Source organism: Pseudomonas inefficax (assembly GCF_900277125.1).
Lineage (GTDB): Bacteria > Pseudomonadota > Gammaproteobacteria > Pseudomonadales > Pseudomonadaceae > Aquipseudomonas > Aquipseudomonas inefficax.
In genome coordinates, this window is sequence record NZ_OPYN01000221.1 from 95,369 (window position 1) to 116,566 (window position 21,198).

Consider the following 21,198-nt stretch of genomic DNA (forward strand, 5'->3'; position numbering starts at 1 on the left):
AGAGTCCATAACCGCCACAGAAAATTGTCCTCCATGACGGCCCTTTCGCAGCACAAGGCTGCTCCTACACGTGATCGGCCAGCAAGCTCATGGCAAGATCAGCACTGGCCCCGATTGCGACCTCACCCATGCCGTTGCCGCTGATCTACCACGAAGACTACAGCCCGGAGTTCCCTGCCGAACACCGCTTCCCCATGGACAAGTTCCGCCTGCTGCACGACCACTTGATCGACAGCGGGCTCACCACCGACCAGGCCCTGCTGCGCCCGGACATATGCCCCAACGACATCCTTGCCCTGGCCCACGACCGCAGCTACATCGAGCGCTACATGAATGGCGACCTGTCGCGCGAGGACCAGCGCCGCCTCGGCCTGCCCTGGAGCGAAGCCCTGGCCCGGCGTACCGTGCGCGCCGTAGGTGGCTCGCTGCTGAGCGCCGAGATGGCGCTGCAGCACGGCATTGCCTGCCACCTTGCAGGCGGCACCCACCACGCCCATTACGACCACCCTGCCGGCTTTTGCATCTTCAACGACCTGGCCGTGATCAGCCACTACCTGCTGGAAGCTGGCCGGGTACACCGGGTGCTGATCTTCGACTGCGATGTGCATCAGGGTGACGGCACCGCGCGCATACTGCACGACACGCCAGACGCCATCACCGTGTCGCTGCATTGCGAACAGAACTTCCCGGCGCGCAAGGCACAAAGCGATTGGGACATCCCCCTGCCCCGCGGTATGGGCGACATGGCCTACCTGAAGGTGGTGGACGACGCTCTCAACTACCTGCTGCCACTCTATCGACCGGACCTGGTGCTGTATGACGCCGGGGTCGATGTGCACAAGGATGACGCCCTGGGCTATCTGCAACTAACCGATGCAGGCGTTGCCGCCCGTGACGAAGCAGTGCTGCGCCACTGCCTGGGCCGCGACATCCCGGTGGTGGGTGTGATTGGCGGTGGCTACAGCAAGGATCGCGCAGCGCTGGCCAGGCGCCATGGCATCCTTCATCACAGCGCGGCGCGCGTCATCGGTTGTTCACAATGACTGTGGAACCGCTTGTGGATAACCTGCGGGAAAGGCGCTGCAGCCCTTTACAAACAAGGCCTGCAGAGTAGTGATCATTTTTTGATCAGTGCTTCCACAGGCCGCGCTGCGCTAGAATGCGCTTCTTTTCCACAGCCGCTGCCCACCATGCCTGATCTGAGCCACGCCTCCCCTCCTCTCGCTGTCGTCATCGGCGGCGGCCCAGCCGGCCTGATGGCCGCCGAAGCACTGGCCCAGGCGGGCCTAGCGGTCGAGGTGTTCGATGCAATGCCTTCGGTAGGCCGCAAGTTCCTGCTGGCGGGTGTCGGTGGCATGAACATCACCCATTCCGAGCCCTACCCGGCGTTCGTCAGCCGGTATGCCGAGCGCCAGGGCGAAATCGCTGCGCTGCTGCAAGACTTCGATGCCGACGCCTTGCGCCAGTGGATTCACGGGCTGGGCATCGAAACCTTCGTCGGCACCTCAGACCGGGTATTTCCCACCGACATGAAAGCCGCGCCACTGCTGCGCGCCTGGCTCAAGCGCCTGCGCGACAGCGGCGTAGTTATCCACACCCGTCACCGCTGGTTGGGCTGGAATGCCGAAGGAGCATTGCGGATTGCTTATCCACAAGGCGAGCGGCTGGTGAAGGCCGCCGTGGTGGTGCTGGCGCTGGGTGGCGGCAGCTGGGCGCGACTGGGCTCTGACGGCAGCTGGCAGCCGCTGCTGGCCGAACGAGCTGTGGATATCTCGCCATTGCAGCCCAGCAACTGCGGTTTTGAAGTGGCAGGCTGGAGCGCGCTGCTCAAAGACAAGTTCGCCGGTGCGCCGTTGAAGAACATTGCCCTCAGCATTCCCGGCAGCGCGCCGCGCAAGGGTGAGTTCATCCTGACCGCGCAGGGTGTGGAAAGCAGCCTGGTGTATGCATGGTCAGCTCCGGTGCGCGAGGCCATCAACCGTGAGGGCCATGGGGTGTTGCTGTTAGACCTGTTGCCGGACAAGCCTGTGGACAAGATTGCCCGGGCGCTGGCCAAGCCACGGGGTTCGCGCTCCATGGCCAAGCACCTGCACAGCCAGCTGGGTATCGATGGGGTCAAGGCGGCGCTGTTGCGCGAGCTGACCGATCAGGCGACCTTTGCCGACCCTGATGCCTTGGCGAAGGCGATCAAGGCCTTGCCGATAACGCTGGTGCGCACACGGCCACTGGACGAGGCGATAAGCAGCGCGGGAGGGGTGCGTTTCGAGGGGCTGGATGAGGGCTTGATGCTAAAGGGCATGCCGGGGGTGTTCTGTGCTGGCGAGATGCTGGACTGGGAGGCGCCTACCGGGGGGTATTTGCTGACCGCGTGCTTTGCCAGCGGGTTGCGCGCCGGGCGGGCGGCAGCAAGCTGGCTCAAATCCCGAGGTTGACACCGCTCCCCTGTGGGAGCGGGTTCACCCGCGAAACATGCGACGCGGTGTATGGCACGGGCTTCGCCCGTGTTCGCGGGTGAACCCGCTCCCACAGGGACCGTGTAGGCCGCGAATCTACGGCTTACGCTTGCGCGGCCCACCATTGAAGCTCGGCACCTTGCGCACCGCCTTCACCGCCGGCTCCGCACTGCCTGCTTCAGCGCTGTCCATCCAGCGCCCCAACCCGCGCTTGGCGCTGTTTTCCTTCGGCTTCTTGGGCTTTTTCGGTTTCTTGATCACCTGGCCACTGGCGTCGGTCATCGGCACCCGGTGGTCAGGGATGAAGTCCGGCTCTTCATGACGCGGCAGGGTCTGCCGGGTCAGCACTTCGATCGCCGCCAGCAGCTGCACTTCATCGGCACACACCAGCGAGATCGCCTCACCCTTGTTGCCCGCCCGCCCGGTACGCCCGATGCGGTGCACGTAATCCTCGGCAACGATCGGCAGGTCAAGGTTGACCACCAGCGGCAAGTCATCGATATCCAGGCCGCGAGCCGCCACATCGGTCGCCACCAGCACCTGGATTTCGCGGGCCTTGAAGCTGTCCAGCGCGCGCTGGCGGGTAGCTTGCGGGCGGTCACCATGGATACCGTCGGCATTCACACCCTCGGCCAGCAAGCGTTCCACCAGTTGATCGACGCCATTGCGAGTCTTGGCGAACACCAGTACCTGCTTCCAGCGTTGCTTGCGCAGCAGGTGGCAGAACAGGTCGACCTTGCGCTTTTTATCCACAGGCACCAGCCACTGCTTGACGCTGCTGGCCGTGGCATTGCGCGGGCTGACTTCGATGCTCAGCGGGTCATTCAGGGCCAGCCCCGCCAGCATGCGAATCTGGTCGGAGAAAGTGGCAGAGAACAGCAACGTCTGGCGCTTGCGTGGCAGCGCCGCGTACACGGACTGCAGCTCTTCGGCAAAGCCCAGGTCGAGCATGCGGTCGGCTTCGTCCAGCACCAGGGTCTGCACCTGGTTGAACTTCACGGCGTTCTGCCGGAACAGGTCGAGCAAGCGCCCTGGGGTGGCCACCAGCAGGTCGACACCACGGCGCAGGCGCATCATCTGCGGGTTGATGCTGACTCCGCCATACACCGCATAGGTACTCAACGGCAGGTTCTCGGCGTACTCGCGCACGTTGTTGTGCACCTGCTCGGCCAGCTCACGAGTGGGCACCAGCACCAGTGCGCGGATCGAGTTGCTGGCCACCTTCTCGCCTTCCAGCGCCAGGCGCTGCAGCACAGGCAGGGCAAAACCCGCTGTTTTGCCGGTGCCGGTCTGGGCCGCGGCCATCAGGTCGCGGCCGGCCAGCACGGCGGGGATGGCCTTGGCCTGCACCGGCGTCGGGGTGGTGTAGTCCAGTTGCTGCAGGGTGCGCAGCAACGGTTCGATCAGGCCGAGTTTGGCGAAATTCATGGCAATACCGTCAGGGGGTTCAGCGAAGGCGGCAAGTTTACCGCATCGCCCCTGTCTACTTGCAGATTTCGCCTTTCAACGGCTGCGCCGGCTCAGGTGCCTTGCGCCACTGCGGCAGGCCGATCAGCACCACCGCGCCGATGATCACAGCCATCGCCACACACTCTTCGGCACCAATCTGCTCACCGGCAAAGACGATGCCCAGCAGCACGGCCACGGCCGGGTTGACGTAGGCATAGCTGGTGGCAGCTGCCGGGCGCACGTGCTTGAGCAAGTACATGTAGGCACTGAACGCCAGGATAGAACCGAAGAACACCAGGTAGGCCAGTGCACCCCAGCCGGCAGCAGTCGGCACCTGCGTCATGCGCTCGCCAGACAGCACGCTGCCGAGCAACAGCACGGCGCCACCAACGAGCATTTCCGCGGCGCTGGCCATGGGCCCCTGGGGCAGCGGCAAGGTCTTGCTCCACACCGAGCCGAATGCCCACGACGCTGCCGCAAAAATGATCAGCGCAGCACCAATCGGGCTTGCCTGCAGGTTGGAGCCCAGGTTCAGCAGGCCGATACCCACCAGCCCCAGGGCGATCCCTGCCCACTCCAGCTTCGAATTGCGGTGCCCGAACAGCAGGCCGAACAGCAAGGTGAACAGCGGTACCGTCGCCACCGCCAACGCCGCCACGCCCGAGGCCACACCCGCATGCTCGGCCACGGTCACGCCACCGTTGCCACAGCTGAGCAGCAGAAAACCGATCGCACCCGCCGCCCGCCACTGCGGCCAGGTCGGTGCCGGCACACCGCGCCAGCGCAAGAAGCCATACAGCAGGCCCCCGGCAATCAGGAAACGCACCCCGGCCATAAGCATCGGCGGCCAACTTTCGACGCCTATGCGAATGAACAGGTAGGTGGAGCCCCAGACCAGGTACAAGGCCAGGAAAGCGCCAATGAGCAACAACGGGAAGCGACGGGAGGCAGGCATGGGAAACACTCGAAATCCGTTTACGGGTGGCTTAGTTTAGAAAGGCCACCGGGTAAACTTAAGTTACAAAACAACTTTAAATCACCCGAACACTTTGCATTGCATGGTTATTCGGATGCTTTTCAATCGAATCGAAACAAGACGGGAATAACCCATGGACAAGTACGACCGCATGCTGCTCGCCGCCCTGCTCGACAATGGCCGCGCTACCTTCGCGCAACTGGCACGCCAGGTGAACCTGTCGGCGCCGGCGGTGGCAGAGCGGGTGGCCAAGCTCGAGGCCAGCGGAGTAATCACCGGCTACCAGGCCAAGGTCGACATGAGCAAGATCGGCCTGCCGATACAGTGTGTGATCGAACTGCGCCTGGCCAGCCACGGCAACCAGCAGGCCTACGAAGCGTTGACCCAGATCCCCCAATTGACCGAATGCCACAGGGTAACAGGCGACCCCTGCGTCATCATGCAGGCAGCGGTGGGTTCGATGCCCGAACTGGAAGAGTTGATCAACCGGGTAGCGCAGTTCGGCTTCAGCAAGACATCGATCATTCTTTCCAGCGCTGTGGAGCGGCGGGTGCCGCTGACGCAACTGGAGAAGAAACCCTAACAGTACCTGGCCAGGGCTTCGCGAACCTTGGCGGCCGGGGTTTTCTGCAGGCGGCAGAGCAGGTCGTGCGAAAGCTGCTGTACACCGTGGCCCTGGCGCAGCACGCCAGCCAAGTGCTGCAGCAGGTTGGCGGCCATTTCGGCATCGGCCATGGCTCGGTGCGCGGTACCGGTATCCGGCAGCCCGGCCCAGCGGGTCAGGGTGCCCAGCTTGTGGTTCGGCGCCGCCGGCAACAGGCGCCGTGACAGCAGTAGGGAACAGGCGAAGGCCTGGCTGCGGTTACGGCCGATGCGGCTCAGTTCGTAGTCCCAGAACTTCTGGTCGAAGGCGGCATTGTGTGCCAAAAGCGGGGTATTACCGACGAACTCGGCCACTTCGTTCATCACCTTGTCCACCGGCGGCGCACTGCGCAGCATGGCCGTGGTGATGCCGGTGAGCCCGGCGACGAAGGCCGGTACCGGCACACCGGCGTTCATCAGGCTCTGGTAACGCTCGACGATGCGCCCGCCCTCCAGCATCACCACCGCCACCTCGGTGGCGCGGCAGCCGGCGCCGGGGCTGATGCCGGTGGTTTCAAAGTCGATGACAGCGATACGTTCCATGAAAAGTCTCAGTGTTTGAGCAACAGCGCACCCTCGATGGGTACATAACGGGTGGCGGCACGGATCAGCGACAGTGCGGTAAGCCCGGGCACACCATACACCACTGCCTCGGTGCCATGGCGCTGTATCACCCGCTCCAGCAGCAGGTCGAAATCGCCATCCCCGGAAGCCAGTACCACTTGGTCCACGCGGCTGGCGGCGTCGATAACATCCAAGGTGATACCCACATCCCAGTCACCTTTGGCCGAGCCATCGCTGCGCTGGATGAAGGGTTTGAGGCGCACATCGAAACCTAGGTTGCGCAGGATCTGCTGGAACTGTTGCTGCTTGCTGTCGCCACGGTCGATGGCATAAGCCACGGCCTCGACGATCTGGCCTTCGCGGCTGACATCGGCCCACAGGGCGGTGTAGTTGAAATGGCAGCCGTGGGCCTGGCGCACGGTGTAGTAGAGGTTCTGCACATCGGCGAACAGCGCGATCTTTTTCACCTTGGAACCCCTTGGTCGGCCTGGAATGCTGGGGGGCTGCTTTGCAGCCCTTTCGCGACACAAGGCCGCTTCTACAGGGATTCGCGTACCCTTGTAGGAGCGGCCTTGTGTCGCGAAAGGGGCGCAAAGCGCCCCCCAAAATTACCAGCAGTATGCCAGACCTGTCAGACGTACGAATCGTCGTCCGAGAAGAACCCACCGTCATCGCTGCCATAATCGCTGTCGGCATAACCACCCTGGTCGCTGCCCCAACCGCCGTTGTCAGCCACCTGCTGCTGCGCCCCCGAGTCGTTCCAGCCACCGCTGTCGCTGGCCGGTGCCGGCTCTTCCTTGATCACCTCGACCACCTCCTCCGGCTGCGAGTTGTGGTTGAACAGACTGCTGATACCCTGCGCCAGCAACACACCACCCGCCACACCGGCCGCAGTCTGCATCGCACCGCCGAGGAAGCTGCTGGCACCACCGCGTGCCGGCGCAGCGCCAAAGCCAGGCTGCTGCGCTTGTGGCTGGGAAAAGCCCGGCGCCGACGGCTCACGCCAGCCACCGCCCGATGCCACGGGGGCTGCAGCGGGACGCTGCGGCTGCACGGCCGGGGCCGCATTGCGCCCAGACGAACCGAAGATGCTGGACAGGAATCCAGCACCACCATTGCTCGACGAACTGCTGCTGGCACGGGCGGCCTCGGCCTGGGCACGGGCCTGCTTCAGCTCGGCTTCCAGTTGCTTGTTCTGCTCGTCGAGGCGCTTGATCGCCGCCTCCTGCACCAGAATCGCCTGGGCCATGTAATAAGGCGCCGCCGGTTGCTGACGCACGTGTTCCTCGATGCATGCCTGGGCCTGCGCATCGCGTGGCTGGCTCGGGTCCTCGGCTTGCTTGAGGCGGCCGAACAGGCCGTCGATCAGGGTTTGTTCTTCAGTATTCATGGGGCGACCTCGTGGGTAGCGGGACAACGGACAGCGTCAAAGATGGGGCGTACAGGCGTGGGATTCAATCACCGGCGGCGTGAAACTTTTTTCAGCAAGTGACAGCCCCCAGCCTGCTTTGGGCTAAAGTTATGCCCCTGTTTTTACTGCCATGCGATGTTGACTGATGAATCCGCTGAGCGTCCTGCGCGACTCCCTGTATTTCTTCCGCCGCCACCTGCCGAACATCCTCCAGCTATGCCTGCCGCTGGTGGTGCTGGAAGCCTTGCTCACCCAGCTGCTGTATCGGCAATTGGGTGACCAGGCATCGCCGGCCTACGGCATGCTGATCAGCCTGCTGTTCTACCCGCTGTACAGCGCCGCGCTGATCCTGTACCTCGACACCCGCAGCAACGGCCAGGAAATCGCCAAGCGCGACCTGTTCGCACGTGCCCTGCAATTGTGGCCACAGCTGGCCCTGCTGATCCTGATCAGCTCGCTGCTGATCATGGCCGGCCTGGCGCTGTTCATCTTCCCGGGCGTGTGGATCATGATCAACCTGGTATTCGCCGAGTACCTGCTGGTACTGCGCGGCCGGCCGGTGGTGCAGTCGATGCGCGACAGTGCAAGCATGACCACCGGGCACTTCATGCGCATCATGATCTGCGTGGTAGGTGTGCTGGCGCCGATCTGGCTGATCGACGGGCTGCTGCTGATGGCCTTCCCCGAGCCATCGCCAGGCATGGAGCTGGCCATGGACAGCCTCAGCGGCTTCCTGCAGCTGTTCAGCACCGTGGTGCTGTACCGCCTGTTCATGTTGCTGGAAGGCGAAGCCGGGGCGTAATGCCCAGGCTCACCGCTTGACCGGAACTCACTGTTATCAGGTCCCTCGAGGCTTGGCCCGTGCCGTTGCCTCGGCCACCAGCGGGTCATCCGGCCAATAGTGCTTCGGATAACGCCCCTTCAAATCTTTCTTAACCTCGGCATAGGTCGTACGCCAGAAGTTGGCCAGGTCCTGGGTCACCTGCACCGGGCGGCGTGCCGGGGACAGCAGGTGCAGCTTGACCTGCTGGCGGCCGTTGGCAATGCGTGGGGTGTCGGCCAGGCCGAACAGCTCTTGCAGGCGCACCGCGAGGATTGGCGGGTTTTCGCTATAGTCCAGGCGGATGTTCGAGCCGGACGGTACCGTCAGGTGCGCAGGGGCTTGCTCTTCCAGGCGTTGCGGCAGCGGCCAGGGCAACAGGTTGCGCAGCATCGACGGCAAGTCCAGTGCGGCGAAATGGCTGAGGCGCGACACCTTGCCCAGGTAAGGCTGCAGCCAGACTTCCAGGCTGGCGAGCAAGGTCTCGTCTGCAAGGTCGGGCCATTCGCTGTGGCCGTCCTTGGCCAGGTCCAGCTGACGCAGCAAGGCCACGCGCGCCTGCCATTGCCGAAGCTCGGGAGTCCAGCTCAGCAGGTTCAGGCCTTTGCGCCGGACCAGGCCAAGCAGCGCGCGAGCCCGCGCTTCGTCATCCAGGCCGGGCAGCGGTTCGCGGCTGAGCACCAGCTCGCCGACCTTGACCTGGCGTTCGGCGCGCAACACCTGCTCGCGCTCGTCCCAATCGAGGATATCGACCCGCTCGACCTGTTCGGCCAGCACGCCCTCGAGCAGCGCCGGATCGAACTCGGCGGCCAGATAGATACGTTCTTCGCGCTGGCCCTGGCGGCTGCCCAGGTCGGCGATCACCAGCCACGGGCACTTCATCAGTGCGTCGACTTCGGCAAACAGCGCCGCACGGCCGTTGGCCAGCCGATATTCCGCACCGCCCTCGCGGCGCTGCTGGGCGACGCGGTCGGGGTAGGCCAGCGCCAGCAGCGCGCCCAGCCAGCGCGGGTGATCAGGGTCTGCAACCGGCGCGCGGGGTTTGCCACGCAGCAGGCCACGGTACTGGCGGGCCAGTTGGCGCGCACGCTGCACACCGCCGTGGCTGCCACGGGCGGCCTTGCTCTCGCCACTGACCAGCGCCAGGCGGCTGTGCAAATCAGCACCGCCGCCGCGCTGGATATCCCGCTCACCCAGCAGCGCAGCCACATCGCAGGCCATCTGTGCCAGGCCCAGGTCCTGACCGCGCAAGAGCAGATGCGCGATACGCGGATGCGCCGGCAACTCGGCCATGGCCTGACCGTGTTCGCTGAGGTTGTCACGGCAGCCAGGCTTGAAGGCATTGAGCCGCGCCAGCAGGTCCTGGGCCTGGGCGAAGGCGGCCGTGGGGGGCTGGTCGAGCCAGCGCAACTGCTCGGGCGTCACACCCCAGCGCGCCAGTTGCAGGGCCAGGCCGGCCAGGTCGGCCTGCATGATCTCGGCGCTGCCGTGGGCGGCCAGTTGGTCATGCTGGGCCTCGGACCACAGCCGGTAACACACACCGGGTTCCAGGCGGCCGGCACGGCCGGCGCGCTGGGTGGCGCTGGCGCGGGAGATGCGTTGGGTGTCCAGGCGGGTCATGCCGCTGCCAGGGTCGAAGCGCGGTACCCGGGCCAGGCCTGCATCGATTACCACGCGCACGCCGTCGATGGTCAGGCTGGTCTCGGCTATGTTTGTGGCCAGCACCACCTTGCGCAGGCCCTCGGGCGCAGGGTCGATGGCCGCACGCTGGGCGTCGAGATCGAGCTCGCCATGCAACGGGCAGAGCAGGACCTCGGGGCGCTCGCCCAACGCTTCCTGCAGGCTCTGGTGCACCCGGCGGATCTCGGCCTGACCCGGCAGGAACACCAGCACACTGCCGGTCTGGTCAGCCAGTGCCTGCAGCACGCTGTCCACTACCCGTGGCTCGATGAACTCGCCCGGCTGGAAAGGCCGCCCCCAACGGATGTCGACGGGGTGCATGCGGCCTTCACTGCTGACCACCGGGGCATCATTCAGCAGCCGCGAAAGGCGCTCGCCCTCCAGGGTCGCGGACATCAGCAAAACCTTCAGTGGCGGATCGTCCCGCAGCAGTTCCCGACCATTCAGGCTCAATGCCAAAGCCAGGTCGGCATCGAGGCTGCGCTCGTGAAATTCGTCGAAGATCACCAGCCCCACACCCTCCAGCGCCGGGTCGGCCTGCAGGCGGCGGGTGAGGATGCCTTCTGTCACCACCTCGATGCGTGTTTTCGGCCCGACCTTGCTGTCCAGCCGGATGCGATAGCCCACGGTTTCGCCGACCTTTTCGCCCAGCTCGCTGGCCAGCCGTTCAGCAGCCGCGCGAGCAGCCAGGCGCCGGGGCTCGAGCATGAGAATGCTCTGCCCAGCCAGCCAGGGCTCGTCGAGCAGCGCCAGCGGCACGCGGGTGGTTTTGCCGGCGCCAGGTGGCGCCTCTAACACCGCTTCGTCACGGTTTTCCAGGGCCTGGCGCAGGGCGGGCAAGACAGCATCGATCGGTAATGAAATCATGGTGGTCCTCGAACAGTCCCGCGAGTATAACGGCGAACCCAAGCTGCCTTATCATGGTCTTAGCTTCAGGTGCAGGCGTTTCGCTTGCCCTGCTGAATACCTTTTCGGAGTTTTCACATGCGCATCCCATCCCGCGTCATCGGTGGCGCCCTCATCGTCACCTTGCTGACCCAACTGACGGCCTGCGGCACCATTCTGTACCCGGAACGTCGTGGCCAGATCGGTGGCAAGATAGACCCTGTGGTTGCCGCAATGGATGCCATCGGCATCCTGTTCTACGTAATCCCCGGGTTGATCGCCTTCGGCATCGACTTCGCCACCGGCGCCATCTATTACCCAGGCGGGCGCTCCGCCCAGGTCGACCCGGTCAAACTGCGCGAAGCCGTGAGCCCCGATGGCAAGGTCGACAACACCAAGTTGCAGGCCATTCTGGAAAGCGAACTGGGTCAGCGCCTGCCGCTGAACGACCCACGGCTGATCCAGCAACGCGGCAGCATCGAGCAGCTGGCCAGCCTGGGCCTGGTGCCTGCAGCCTGAAGCACAAGGACACCGCCCACGGATGATGACCACCCCGGCTGAACACCAGCGCCTGCTACGCCTGGCCACTCGCGCATCGCTGGCAGTGGCCAGCATACTGGTCCTGAGCAAAGCGCTGGCCTGGTGGTTGAGCGGCTCGGTCAGCCTGCTGGCCGGGCTGACCGACTCGGCACTGGATGCCGTTGCCTCGTTCCTCAACCTGCTAGCCGTGCACTATGCCCTGCGCCCGGCCGACAACGACCACCGTTTCGGCCATGGCAAGGCCGAAGCCCTGGCCGGTATGGCGCAGGCGCTGTTCATCGGGGTCAGTGCGGTGCTGATCGGGGTGCAGGCGGTTGAACGCCTGCACACCCCGCAACCCATGGGCGATACCGCTGTCGGTATCGGGGTAATGCTGCTGTCGCTGGTGCTGACCCTTGCCCTGCTGGCACTGCAACACAGGGTCATCCGACTGACCGGCTCCACGGCGGTGCGGGCCGACTCCCTGCACTACCGCTCGGACCTGCTGCTCAACGGCAGCATCCTGCTGGCCCTGCTGCTGGCACGCTTTGGCTGGCCGCAGCTGGATGCCCTGTTCGGCCTGGGCATCGCCGTCTATATCCTCTGGAGCGCGCTGCAGATCGCCCGGGAGAGTACGGCCATCCTCATGGACCAGGAACTGCCCGGCGATGTTGGCGAGGACATGGCTGCGCTGGTGCTGGCCATTCCCGGGGTCAAAGGCGTGCACGACCTGCGTACACGAGTGTCGGGCAACCAGTGGTTCGTGCAGTTGCATCTGGAGATGCCGGGGCAGTTGCCGCTGCATGAAGCGCACGGGTTGTGCGTAGAGGCATCGAAGGTGATCCGTCATCGTTATCCACAGGCGGATGTGATGGTGCATGCCGACCCGGTGTGAATCAGTGAGCGTAATTGTGGGAGCGGGTTTACCCGCGAACACCGGCACAGCCGGTGCCATGCACCGCGTTGCATTCTTCGCGGGTAAACCCGCTCCCACAGGGCTCTGACCCGGCTTCAATCAATGGATGAGGCACAGTTCCATCGCCGGGACACGTCCCGCTTCAGTTGATGCTGTAGCCCCGGCCGCTGAAACAGGCGCCCAGGGCCCGCCGGTAGTTATCGGCCACATTGGCAGGTGGTGCATAAGTTGCCGTTGCCGGGTCGAACCCTGACTGGCTCATCGCCCAGCGATGGCACTGGTAACGGTCCTGATCCTGCTGCTCCTGCCCTTGCCCATGCATCGGATAGGCCACCACATCATACCCGCCGCCGACAGGTGCCGGCGTGGCAACCGGCGGGTTGACCACCACGTATTCGCGGCTGTCCGCCAAGTACTGGTAGTAGGTATCGGCCACCAGGAAGAACAGCGCCCCGCCCAGCCAGACTTCCCGCGCATAAGGCGGCAGGTAGTCGACCCCCACGCCTTGGGGCGGGGTCACCACGACATAACGGCCACCATGGGGGCGATACCAGTAACCACCGGAGTAGAAGTAGTCATCGCCACGATAAGGCACTTTCCAGTAACGGTCCGGGAAATGATCGATGGTGTGCCCCGGGCGATACTGCGGCCCCGGCCCCCAACCATTGCCATGACCATCCGGGCGCCCCTGCCAGTCACCGCCAGGCCGTTGCCCCGGGCCACCGGCTTCCCAATAGCGGTTATCACCATGGCGGCGGGGAATGTCCTGGTAATAGCCCTGACGTGGCGGCTGGGTCTGCTGCACTTCGTCACGCGAATTGAGCGAGCGGCCAGACGCCCCCTCGACCGGCACTTCGGCCAAGGCCCCGAGGCTGATGCTCAACCCCAACACACCAACACCTGCCAACTGCCAGATGCGCGACTTCATGCTGTTCCTCTCGGTAGAAATAAGGCAACCACAGCCAGTCTACCGCGCCCGTAACCCAGGCCAATTAAATTTCCAGCCATGAAAAAAGGGAGGCCGCTGGGCCTCCCTTCAGGAATTGTCGTCCGTGCTCGGCACTTGTGGCGCCGGCTCACCTCACACCGTCTTCTGGAAGGCGTGTAGCCCGGGGGCCTGCAGATCCTGTTGGATGGCTGGCCGCGACCGCCCGCCTAGGGCGCGTCGCCGTGGACTGATGTCCGGGCAGTGATTCTGTGGATAAAGATACCGGACAGGTTGCGGCAGATGATTGCGAAGATTGCTCGGATAAATAGCACTTGCGCAATTTTTCACCCTGGATTGATAATTCGCAGCAATCTGAACAGAAAAGGCATAAACCATGAGCAAGCTTGACCGCTACGACCTGAGCATCCTTGCCGAATTGCAGCGCGATGCGCGCATTTCCAACCAGGAACTGGCCGAACGCATCGGCCTGTCGCCTTCGCCATGCTCGCGTCGGGTCAAGCAGCTGGAGGACGATGGCTACATCTCGCGCCAGGTGGCCCTGCTCGACCGCAAGAAGCTGGGCCTGAGCCTGACTGCCTATGTGCTGATCGGCATGGACCGCCACACACCGGAGCGTTTCGAAACCTTCGAGGCGGCCATCCGCAACCTGCCACAGGTGCTCGAATGCAGCCTGGTCACCGGCATGGATGCCGACTACCAGCTGAAGGTGGTGGTGCCCGACATGGACCACTACCAGAAACTGCTGCTAGGCAGCCTGACTCGCATTGAAGGCGTCACCAGCGTACGTTCGAGCTTCGTGCTGAACCAGGTGCTGGCCAGCACCGAGCTGCCCTTGACCCACCTGCGTTAATTGCCTGCGCCAGCAGGCGTATAATCGGCCGCTCAACCCGCCTGGAGAACACCGATGGATCCCGCCGTATTCGAAGAGTGGATGATGATCATCCTGGTCACCGTGTTGATCGGTTTCATGGGTTTCATCGTCTGGGACCTGGCGAAAAAGTCCAAGGCCGGGCGGTTCGGGACGCTGATCCTGTTCTTCGTGCTGGGGCTGGGGGTGCTGGCCTTCATCATCAAGAGTGTGGTGGTGGGGTTTCTCGAAGGGGTTTAGGGCTTTGGAACGCCGGGAGCGCTTTGCGCTCCTTTCGCGACACAAGGCCGCTCCTACAGGGATCGCGCGATGCTGAGTTTGCGCTGTGCCTGTAGGAGCGGCCTTGAGTCGCGATGGGCCGCAAAGCGGCCCCCCTAGCGCTGCAACTTCGCCGGGACTTCACGCCAGCAGCCCTGCTCCAACTCATCCAGCGCCCAGTCGCCAATCCGTACCCGCACCAGGCGCAAGGTCGGCAACCCCACCGCCGCCGTCATCCGCCGCACCTGGCGGTTACGCCCTTCGCGAATCACCAGCTCCAGCCAGCTGGTCGGCACGCTCTTGCGAAAACGCACCGGCGGGTTGCGCGGCCACAGCGTCGGCTCGTCCAGGTGCCGCGCTTCGGCCGGCAAGGTGGGCCCATCGTTCAGTTCCACACCATCGCGCAAGCGCTGCAACTGCTCCTCGCTCGGCTCCCCCTCCACCTGAACCCAGTAAGTCTTGGCCAGCTTGTGCTTCGGGTCGGCAATGCGCGCCTGCAGGCCGCCATCATTGGTCAGCAGCAACAGGCCTTCACTGTCGCGGTCCAGCCGCCCGGCCGGGTACACGCCGGGGATGTCGATGTAGTCCTTGAGCGTCGCGCGCCCGTCGCCGTCGCTGAACTGGGTCAGCACGTCGAACGGTTTGTTGAACAGGATCAGACGCGGCTCGGCCGGTGGCGCCTTGGGCTGGCGACGCGGGCCGGTGGCAGGCCGCGCCTGGGGGCGGCGCGGCTTGGAACGGGGTGGCAGTGACATGGATCCTCAGCGGAACGGCGGCTCATCGAAACTGCGCAGTTTACGCGAGTGCAGCGAGTTGAGCTCGGTGCGCAGCAGGTCGAGGGCGGCAATGCCGATCTTCAGGTGCTGGCTGACCGCCCGGTTATAGAAGGCGTTGGCCGAACCCGGCAGCTTGATCTCGCTGTGCAACGGCTTGTCGGAAACACACAGCAAGGTGCCGTACGGTACGCGCAAGCGGTAACCCTGGGCGGCGATGGTACCGCTTTCCATGTCCACCGCCACGGCACGCGACAGGTTGATCAACGGCCGCTCCTGAGCCCAGCGCAGCTCCCAGTTGCGGTCGTCGTAGGTCAGCACGGTGCCGGTGCGCAGGCGCTTCTTCAGCTGTTCGCCACGCTCGCCGGTGACCTGCGCGGCGGCTTCCTGCAAGGCCAGCTGCACTTCGGCCAAGGCTGGAATCGGAATATTCGGCGGCACCACCCGGTCGAGAATGCCGTCACGGCGCATGTAGGCATGAGCCAGCACATAGTCGCCGATGGTCTGCGACTGCCGCAGGCCGCCGCAGTGGCCGATCATCAGCCAGCAATGCGGGCGCAGCACGGCCAGATGGTCGGTGATGTTCTTGGCATTGGACGGGCCGACGCCGATGTTGACCAGCGTGACGCCGTCGCCGTCGGCGGCGATCAGGTGATATGCCGGCATCTGGTAGCGGTGCCAGACCACGCTGGCCACCAGGGCCTGGGTTTCACCGTGGTCCATGCCCTTTTCGATCACCACGTTGCCCGGCAGCACCATACGCACGAAGCGCGGGTCGTCACGCAACTGGTCGAGGCCGTGGCTGATGAACTGGTCGACATAGCGATGATAGTTGGTCAGCAGGATCCACGGCTGCACATGACGCCAGTCGCTGCCGGTGTAGTGCACCAGGCGGCGCAGCGAGAAGTCGACCCGCGCGGCATCGAACAACGCCAGCGGCAGGGTTTCGGTACTGTCCCAGTCATACAGGCCGTCGGCGATGTTGTCGGTGGCAGCCGAAAGGTCGGTGCTGGGGAACACCCGCGCCAGCTGCGCGGCGGTGATGCCGCTGCCGGCCAGCTCGTCGCCCTGGTCGACCACGTAGGGGTAAGGGATGTTCTGTTCGCTGACGCCGACCTCTACCGTGACGGTGTAGTCGTGCATCAGCGGGCGCAGTTGTTCCAGCAGGTAGCCACGGAAAGCAGCCGGCTGGGTGATGGTGACGCTGTAGGTACCGGCCACCTGGACCTTGGCGTAGGCCCGCGTGGTGGCGGCGACTTCGCCGTGGCTGTAGTAGGTCAGGCGCAGCGCCGGGTAGCGGAACAGGTCGCGCTCTTCGACGCCCGGTTCGGTACGGTCCTTCAGGTAACGCTTGAGGGCCTGGCTAAGGGCCCCGGTGGCCTGGTCATGCAGGGCCGCCAGACGGTCGACGGCCTGTTCGGGGGTATCAACGACTACAAAAGCTTGGCTCACACTGTGCTTCCTGTCTGGACATGCATGTGAACCATCTTGCCTGCCTTCTTGGCTAAATACACCCCCATTGATCGGTGTTAATCAGCAGGCCAGCGCTGGTCCCTGTAGGAGCGGCCTTGTGTCGCGATAGGGCTGCAAAGCAGCCCCGGCAATTTGTGCATCTGCGCTGATCCCCTGGGGCTGCTTCGCAGCCCTATCGCGACACAAGGCCGCTCCTACAGGTCCTGTGCTGGCGTCGCCCTGGCCACCAATGCCTCCACATCCACACCCCGCGGCAACGCTCCGTACACGCGCCCGCCCCCAGTCAAGCGGCTGTCGATAAACGCATCACTGACCACCGCATTGCCCGCCTCCAGCAACAACTTGGCCTGCAGCGCCAGGGCAATATCCTCGGTCAGCTGCCGCGCGCGGTACTGCATGTCGCCAGTGTCGGCAAACGCCCCCTTGAGGTTGCCGATGTGCGCCGCCAGGCGCGGGTCACCGTGCCCATCGCCCAGCTCGGCGAACAGCGCATCGAGCACGCCCGGCTCCTTGGACAAGGCCCGCAGCACGTCCAGGCACTGCACATTGCCCGAGCCTTCCCAGGTCGAGTTGACCGGCGCTTCGCGGTACAACCGTGGCAGGATACTGTCCTCCACATAACCGGCCCCGCCCAGGCACTCGGCGGCTTCGTTGATCATCGCCGGCGCGCGCTTGCAGATCCAGTACTTGCCCACCGCCGTGACCAGCCGGGCGAAATGCGCCTGCTGCGGGTCTTCCAGCTGCTCCAGCGCCTGCCCCATGCGCAGGCTCAGGGCCAACGCGGCCTCGCTTTCCAACGCCAGGTCGGCCAGCACGTTCTGCATCAACGGCTGCTCGCTCAGCAGCCGCCCGCCAACCTTGCGGTGCGCGCAATGGTGGGTCGCCTGGGTCAGCGCCTGGCGCATCAGTGCGCTGGAGCCGACCATGCAGTCGAAGCGGGTCATGGCCACCATTTCGATGATGGTCGGCACGCCCCGCCCTTCCTCTCCGACCATCCACGCCAGGGCACCGCGGAATTCCACCTCGCTGGAGGCGTTGGAACTGTTGCCCAGCTTGTTCTTCAGGCGCTGGATATAGAACTGGTTGCGGCTGTCATCCGGGCGGTGACGCGGCAGCAGGAAGCAGCTCAGGCCTTTTTCGGTCTGGGCCAGGGTCAGAAAGGCATCGCACATCGGCGCCGAGCAGAACCACTTGTGGCCGACCAGCTCGTAGGCCTGACCCGGGCCTGCGGCGCCGACCGGATAAGCCCGGGTGGTGTTGGCGCGTACATCGGTGCCACCCTGCTTCTCGGTCATGGCCATGCCCAGGGTGACTCCGGCCTTGTGACGGTCCCCGACGTTACGCGGGTCGTATTCGCAGGCGAGGATTTTCGGCAGCCAGTATTCGGCCAGTTCGGGTTGCAGCCGCAGCGCTGGCACGGCGGCGAAAGTCATGGTCAGCGGGCAGCCGGTACCGGCTTCGGCCTGGCTGTGCAGGTAGGTCATCGAAGCCCGCGCCACATGGGCGCCTGGGCGGGGTTCGGCCCATGGCAGCGACGGCAGGCCGTGCTCGACGGCGGTGCGCATCAGTTCGTGGTAGGCGGGGTGGAACTCGACCAGGTCGATGCGATGGCCGTAGCGGTCGTGGCTGCTGAACTCCGGCTGGTGCGCATTGGCCAGGAAACCCGCCTGCATCAGCGGGCCGCCGGCCAGTGCCCCGTAGGCATCGATCCGCGACTCGGCCCAACCCGCACCGAAACGCCGTGACCATTCCTGTAGCGGCAGGTCGAGGCGGTACAGGTTGGCACCGTCGAGGGGCGGTGGCTGGTTGGTGACTTCGTGGGTTTCAGCGTACTGGTGCAGGTTCATCGGGGGGCTCCTGGATCCGGGTAGGCTTGAGAGACCCAGTGAAGCACTCCCGACGGGTCAGTCAAAGTGGCATTAATGACTAAACATGTGGTGAGGGCATGTCTTGGGGATCAGCGGGGCTGACAGGTGTTCGCCACGACAGGCGCTGAATGTGTGATGGCGAACATCTGTCAGCCCTCACCAAACTCCATGCCTTCAAAGCAACTGTCGCGCCTGCAGAACATTCGATGCCATCTGCACCTGCGCAATAGCCATGTTCAAACTCAACTCGAACCGGCTGCCCAACCCCCGCGTCGACTCATGCGACAACCGCGCCCCCAGCAATTCCCCCATCTGCCGGCAAATCGACAACCCAATCCCCAGCCCGCCATAACGCCGGGTCATCGAGCCATCGACCTGGAAGAAGCGCTGATACAGGGTCGCCTGGTCGAGGTCATCGAAGCCGATACCACTGTCGCTGACCATGAAGGTCAGCGCCAGGTCGTCAGGCCCCACCCGGCGCCCGCGCACCTGGATCATCACCCCGCCCTGGTGGGTGAACTTCAACCCGTTGTCCACCAGGCACCCCAGGCAGCGGGCCAGCTTCTGGGCATCGCCCAGCAACCCGTCCGGCACATCGGCCGGAATGTCCAGGCTCAGGTACAAGCCTTTGCCCAAAGCCTGCCCGGCATAACCGGCACGCACGCCCTGCAGCAGGTCACGCAGGCTGAACGGCGCCGACTGCGCGCGCAGGCGGCCGGCCTGTAGCTCGGACAGGGTCAAAATGGCATCGACCATATCCATCATGCTCTGGGCCGACCCCACCGCCGTTCGGTGGTACTGGGCCATCTCGGCCTCCATCGGCAGGGTCTGCATCAGCTCCAGCGAGCCGATCACGCCATTCATCGGCGTACGCAGTTCATGGGTCACGCTGGCCAGGAATTCGTCTTTCAGCCGGTTGCTCCTGGCCAGTTGCAGGTTCAGTTGTTCCAGCGTGCGACCCGTGTCACGCAAGGTCTGGGCCTGCTGCTCACGCAGGCTGTTGATGCGGTCGGCCAGCGCCAGCGACAGCAAGGCCACTTCCAGCGCTGACCCCAGCTGGCTGGCATACATGGTAATGAACACGTTCGGCAGGTAGCCCAGCACCATCAGGGTGTTGACCAGGCCACCGAGCAAGAACGCCGTCCAGGCGATGATGAACCAGCGTGCCACGCGCAAGCCATGCCACCAGGCATACAGGCCGGCACTGAAGATGCTCACGGTAAACAGTAACGCCAGCACCGTGGCCATGCGCAAAGCGACACCGTAGGGCATGGTCACCGCCAGCACCATGACCAGCGCGCCACCCAGCATCAGCAGCTGCAGCAACCGGTCCATACCACGGCTGACGCTGCCAAGTTGCAGGAAATGCCGGGCGAACTGGCAGCCGAACAGGCCGGCGGCACCGATGAACAGCGGCGTCGAAGCATTCGCCCACCACGGGCTGTCCGGCCAGAAGTAGGCCACACCGGCGCCATTCACCGACACCTGGTAAAAGCCGAACGAAGCAATATAGAGGATGTAGTAGAGGTAGCTGACGTCGCGCACGCTGAGGTAAATGAACAGGTTGTATACCAGCATCACCAGCAGCACGCCGTAGATCATCCCCAGCACATACAGGCGCGTGGGCTGCTCCTCCATATAGGCCTGGGCAGACCACAGCGCCAGCGGCGCCTGCACCGAGCCCTGGCTGTGCAGCCGCAAATAGGCGGTAGTGACCTGGCCAGGCGGTAGCTGCAGTTCGAACAGGTAGTTGTTCTGCAGGATCTGCCGGCTATGGTAGGGCAATGCGTCGCCGGTGCGCCGGGCAAGGCGGTAACTGCCACTGCTGTCGGGCAGGTACAGCTCGAGGTGATCCAGCGGTGGATAGGCCAGCTCCAGCAGCCATTGCCGTGGGGCAGCGCCGGGCGCGGCGACAGGGCGCAGTTCAATCTTGAGCCAGAACACCGAGGTGGAGTAACCGGCGTTCAGCACGTCGTCGTGATGGGGGCGAAAATGCTTGGCAAACCCTGGGGCACTGACCTGAGCGATGCTGGCACTGCCATCGAGGTCTTCATAAAGCTGCATGGCCTTGCCCAGTGGAAGATGCCGGGTAGCGTCGTCGAAATCGACTGCCCCGGCCAGCACGGGCAGCAAGCCCAGAAGCACAATCAGCAAATAGCGCATACAGCCCCAGCATGGCCTGTCCAGTCGAGTCGCGGTTGCCTCCCATCCGTTTGAGACGACACGATCCGGCAGAACCCGTTTGTAGAGTTATCCGAGCACTCTAGCATAGCTTCGCAACCTGGCAATCGACCACATCCAAACACAAAGAAAAGGCTCTAAATCAACGCTTACAGAAAGAAAGTCGCAAGAAATCTGACCTATTGATCAACAAAACTCGTTTGTAGGACGATCCGCCCAAACGGGATTGGTGGTAAGCTCGCCGACCATGAATACCTACAGCTCCCGCCCCGTTGTCCTCTGTCTCTCCGGCCACGACCCCAGTGGCGGCGCCGGCCTGCAGGCAGATATCGAAGCCCTGATCGCCCAAGGCTGTCACGCCGCACCCGCAGTGACCGCCCTGACCGTGCAGGATACCGTCAACGTTTCCGACTTCCGCGTGCTCGACCGCGAGTGGGTGCTGGCCCAGGCCAACGCCGTGCTGGCCGACTCTACGNTGGCCGCCGTCCAGCTGGGCATGCTCGGTTCGATCGA

At 64.3% G+C, this 21,198-nt stretch carries 20 protein-coding genes; 9 read left to right on the forward strand and 11 right to left on the reverse strand.

All coding sequences use genetic code 11. The features are described 5' to 3' along the window. Positions 1-128 precede the first annotated feature (128 nt). Positions 129-1,043 (forward strand): histone deacetylase family protein, encoded by a 915-nt coding sequence (locus JV551A3_RS27570; RefSeq protein WP_061303542.1) that lies wholly within the window; start codon positions 129-131, stop codon positions 1,041-1,043. A 147-nt stretch (positions 1,044-1,190) separates the two neighbouring features. Then, positions 1,191-2,432: a TIGR03862 family flavoprotein gene (locus JV551A3_RS27575; protein WP_133975598.1), complete on the forward strand. Its 1,242-nt coding sequence runs from the start codon at positions 1,191-1,193 to the stop codon at positions 2,430-2,432. Positions 2,433-2,549: 117 nt separating this feature from the next. On the opposite strand, the gene JV551A3_RS27580 is transcribed toward JV551A3_RS27575, so the two are convergent. Both JV551A3_RS27580 and yedA read right to left on the reverse strand, forming a co-directional pair. Continuing rightward, positions 2,550-3,881: a DEAD/DEAH box helicase gene (locus JV551A3_RS27580; protein WP_133975601.1), complete on the reverse strand. Its 1,332-nt coding sequence runs from the start codon at positions 3,879-3,881 to the stop codon at positions 2,550-2,552. Between the two features lie 55 nt (positions 3,882-3,936). Next, positions 3,937-4,857 (reverse strand): drug/metabolite exporter YedA, encoded by a 921-nt coding sequence (yedA, locus tag JV551A3_RS27585; protein ID WP_133975603.1) that lies wholly within the window; start codon positions 4,855-4,857, stop codon positions 3,937-3,939. Between the two features lie 154 nt (positions 4,858-5,011). Here yedA and JV551A3_RS27590 point away from each other — a divergent pair, with 154 nt between their 5' ends. Next, a complete protein-coding gene (locus JV551A3_RS27590; RefSeq protein ID WP_133975605.1) occupies positions 5,012-5,461 on the forward strand; it encodes an Lrp/AsnC family transcriptional regulator in 450 nt (149 codons plus the stop codon). Here the strand turns inward: JV551A3_RS27590 and JV551A3_RS27595 are convergent. The 3 genes from JV551A3_RS27595 to JV551A3_RS27605 all read right to left on the reverse strand — a co-directional run bounded on the left by JV551A3_RS27595 (position 5,458) and on the right by JV551A3_RS27605 (position 7,474). Beyond that, entirely contained in the window at positions 5,458-6,063 is a 606-nt protein-coding gene (locus JV551A3_RS27595; RefSeq protein WP_133975607.1) for a 3'-5' exonuclease, read from the reverse strand. The two genes, JV551A3_RS27590 and JV551A3_RS27595, sit on opposite strands and share 4 nt — an antisense overlap. Positions 6,064-6,071: 8 nt before the next feature. Further along, positions 6,072-6,551 (reverse strand): LabA-like NYN domain-containing protein, encoded by a 480-nt coding sequence (locus JV551A3_RS27600; RefSeq protein WP_004576858.1) that lies wholly within the window; start codon positions 6,549-6,551, stop codon positions 6,072-6,074. A gap of 164 nt (positions 6,552-6,715) precedes the next feature. Continuing rightward, positions 6,716-7,474: a DUF2076 domain-containing protein gene (locus tag JV551A3_RS27605; protein WP_133975609.1), complete on the reverse strand. Its 759-nt coding sequence runs from the start codon at positions 7,472-7,474 to the stop codon at positions 6,716-6,718. Between the two features lie 166 nt (positions 7,475-7,640). On the opposite strand from JV551A3_RS27605, the gene JV551A3_RS27610 reads away from it, so the two are divergent. Beyond that, entirely contained in the window at positions 7,641-8,297 is a 657-nt protein-coding gene (locus JV551A3_RS27610) for a YciC family protein (protein ID WP_133975611.1), read from the forward strand. 36 nt (positions 8,298-8,333) lie between these two features. On the opposite strand, the gene hrpB is transcribed toward JV551A3_RS27610, so the two are convergent. Next, the gene (gene hrpB / locus JV551A3_RS27615; RefSeq protein WP_133975613.1) at positions 8,334-10,862 is read right to left on the reverse strand and encodes an ATP-dependent helicase HrpB; all 2,529 of its coding nucleotides are present in this window, start codon (positions 10,860-10,862) and stop codon (positions 8,334-8,336) included. A 117-nt stretch (positions 10,863-10,979) separates the two neighbouring features. Between hrpB and JV551A3_RS27620 the strand changes: the two genes are divergently transcribed. Further along, the gene (locus JV551A3_RS27620; RefSeq protein WP_133975615.1) at positions 10,980-11,399 is read left to right on the forward strand and encodes a polyribonucleotide nucleotidyltransferase; all 420 of its coding nucleotides are present in this window, start codon (positions 10,980-10,982) and stop codon (positions 11,397-11,399) included. Between the two features lie 22 nt (positions 11,400-11,421). Beyond that, the gene (locus tag JV551A3_RS27625) at positions 11,422-12,294 is read left to right on the forward strand and encodes a cation diffusion facilitator family transporter (protein ID WP_133975617.1); all 873 of its coding nucleotides are present in this window, start codon (positions 11,422-11,424) and stop codon (positions 12,292-12,294) included. Positions 12,295-12,457: 163 nt separating this feature from the next. On the opposite strand, the gene JV551A3_RS27630 is transcribed toward JV551A3_RS27625, so the two are convergent. Beyond that, positions 12,458-13,243, reverse strand: coding sequence for a DUF6515 family protein (locus JV551A3_RS27630; protein WP_133975619.1), 786 nt, complete (start codon positions 13,241-13,243; stop codon positions 12,458-12,460). A gap of 394 nt (positions 13,244-13,637) precedes the next feature. On the opposite strand from JV551A3_RS27630, the gene JV551A3_RS27635 reads away from it, so the two are divergent. Then, a complete protein-coding gene (locus JV551A3_RS27635; protein ID WP_003249795.1) occupies positions 13,638-14,114 on the forward strand; it encodes an Lrp/AsnC family transcriptional regulator in 477 nt (158 codons plus the stop codon). A 54-nt stretch (positions 14,115-14,168) separates the two neighbouring features. Continuing rightward, positions 14,169-14,372, forward strand: coding sequence for a DUF2788 domain-containing protein (locus JV551A3_RS27640; RefSeq protein WP_013974331.1), 204 nt, complete (start codon positions 14,169-14,171; stop codon positions 14,370-14,372). 134 nt (positions 14,373-14,506) lie between these two features. On the opposite strand, the gene JV551A3_RS27645 is transcribed toward JV551A3_RS27640, so the two are convergent. From JV551A3_RS27645 to JV551A3_RS27660, 4 genes are all read right to left on the reverse strand, one after another. Further along, the gene (locus JV551A3_RS27645; protein ID WP_133975621.1) at positions 14,507-15,145 is read right to left on the reverse strand and encodes a pseudouridine synthase; all 639 of its coding nucleotides are present in this window, start codon (positions 15,143-15,145) and stop codon (positions 14,507-14,509) included. A gap of 6 nt (positions 15,146-15,151) precedes the next feature. After that, complete coding sequence (gene amn, locus JV551A3_RS27650; protein ID WP_112253604.1) at positions 15,152-16,615, reverse strand: AMP nucleosidase; 1,464 nt, start codon at positions 16,613-16,615, stop codon at positions 15,152-15,154. A 215-nt stretch (positions 16,616-16,830) separates the two neighbouring features. Then, positions 16,831-18,483: an acyl-CoA dehydrogenase family protein gene (locus tag JV551A3_RS27655; protein WP_133975623.1), complete on the reverse strand. Its 1,653-nt coding sequence runs from the start codon at positions 18,481-18,483 to the stop codon at positions 16,831-16,833. Positions 18,484-18,678: 195 nt separating this feature from the next. Continuing rightward, positions 18,679-20,667 (reverse strand): sensor histidine kinase, encoded by a 1,989-nt coding sequence (locus JV551A3_RS27660; RefSeq protein WP_133975625.1) that lies wholly within the window; start codon positions 20,665-20,667, stop codon positions 18,679-18,681. A gap of 265 nt (positions 20,668-20,932) precedes the next feature. Between JV551A3_RS27660 and JV551A3_RS27665 the strand changes: the two genes are divergently transcribed. Next, the coding region (locus JV551A3_RS27665) for a bifunctional hydroxymethylpyrimidine kinase/phosphomethylpyrimidine kinase (protein ID WP_205125974.1) at positions 20,933-21,198 on the forward strand (266 nt) is incomplete at its 3' end.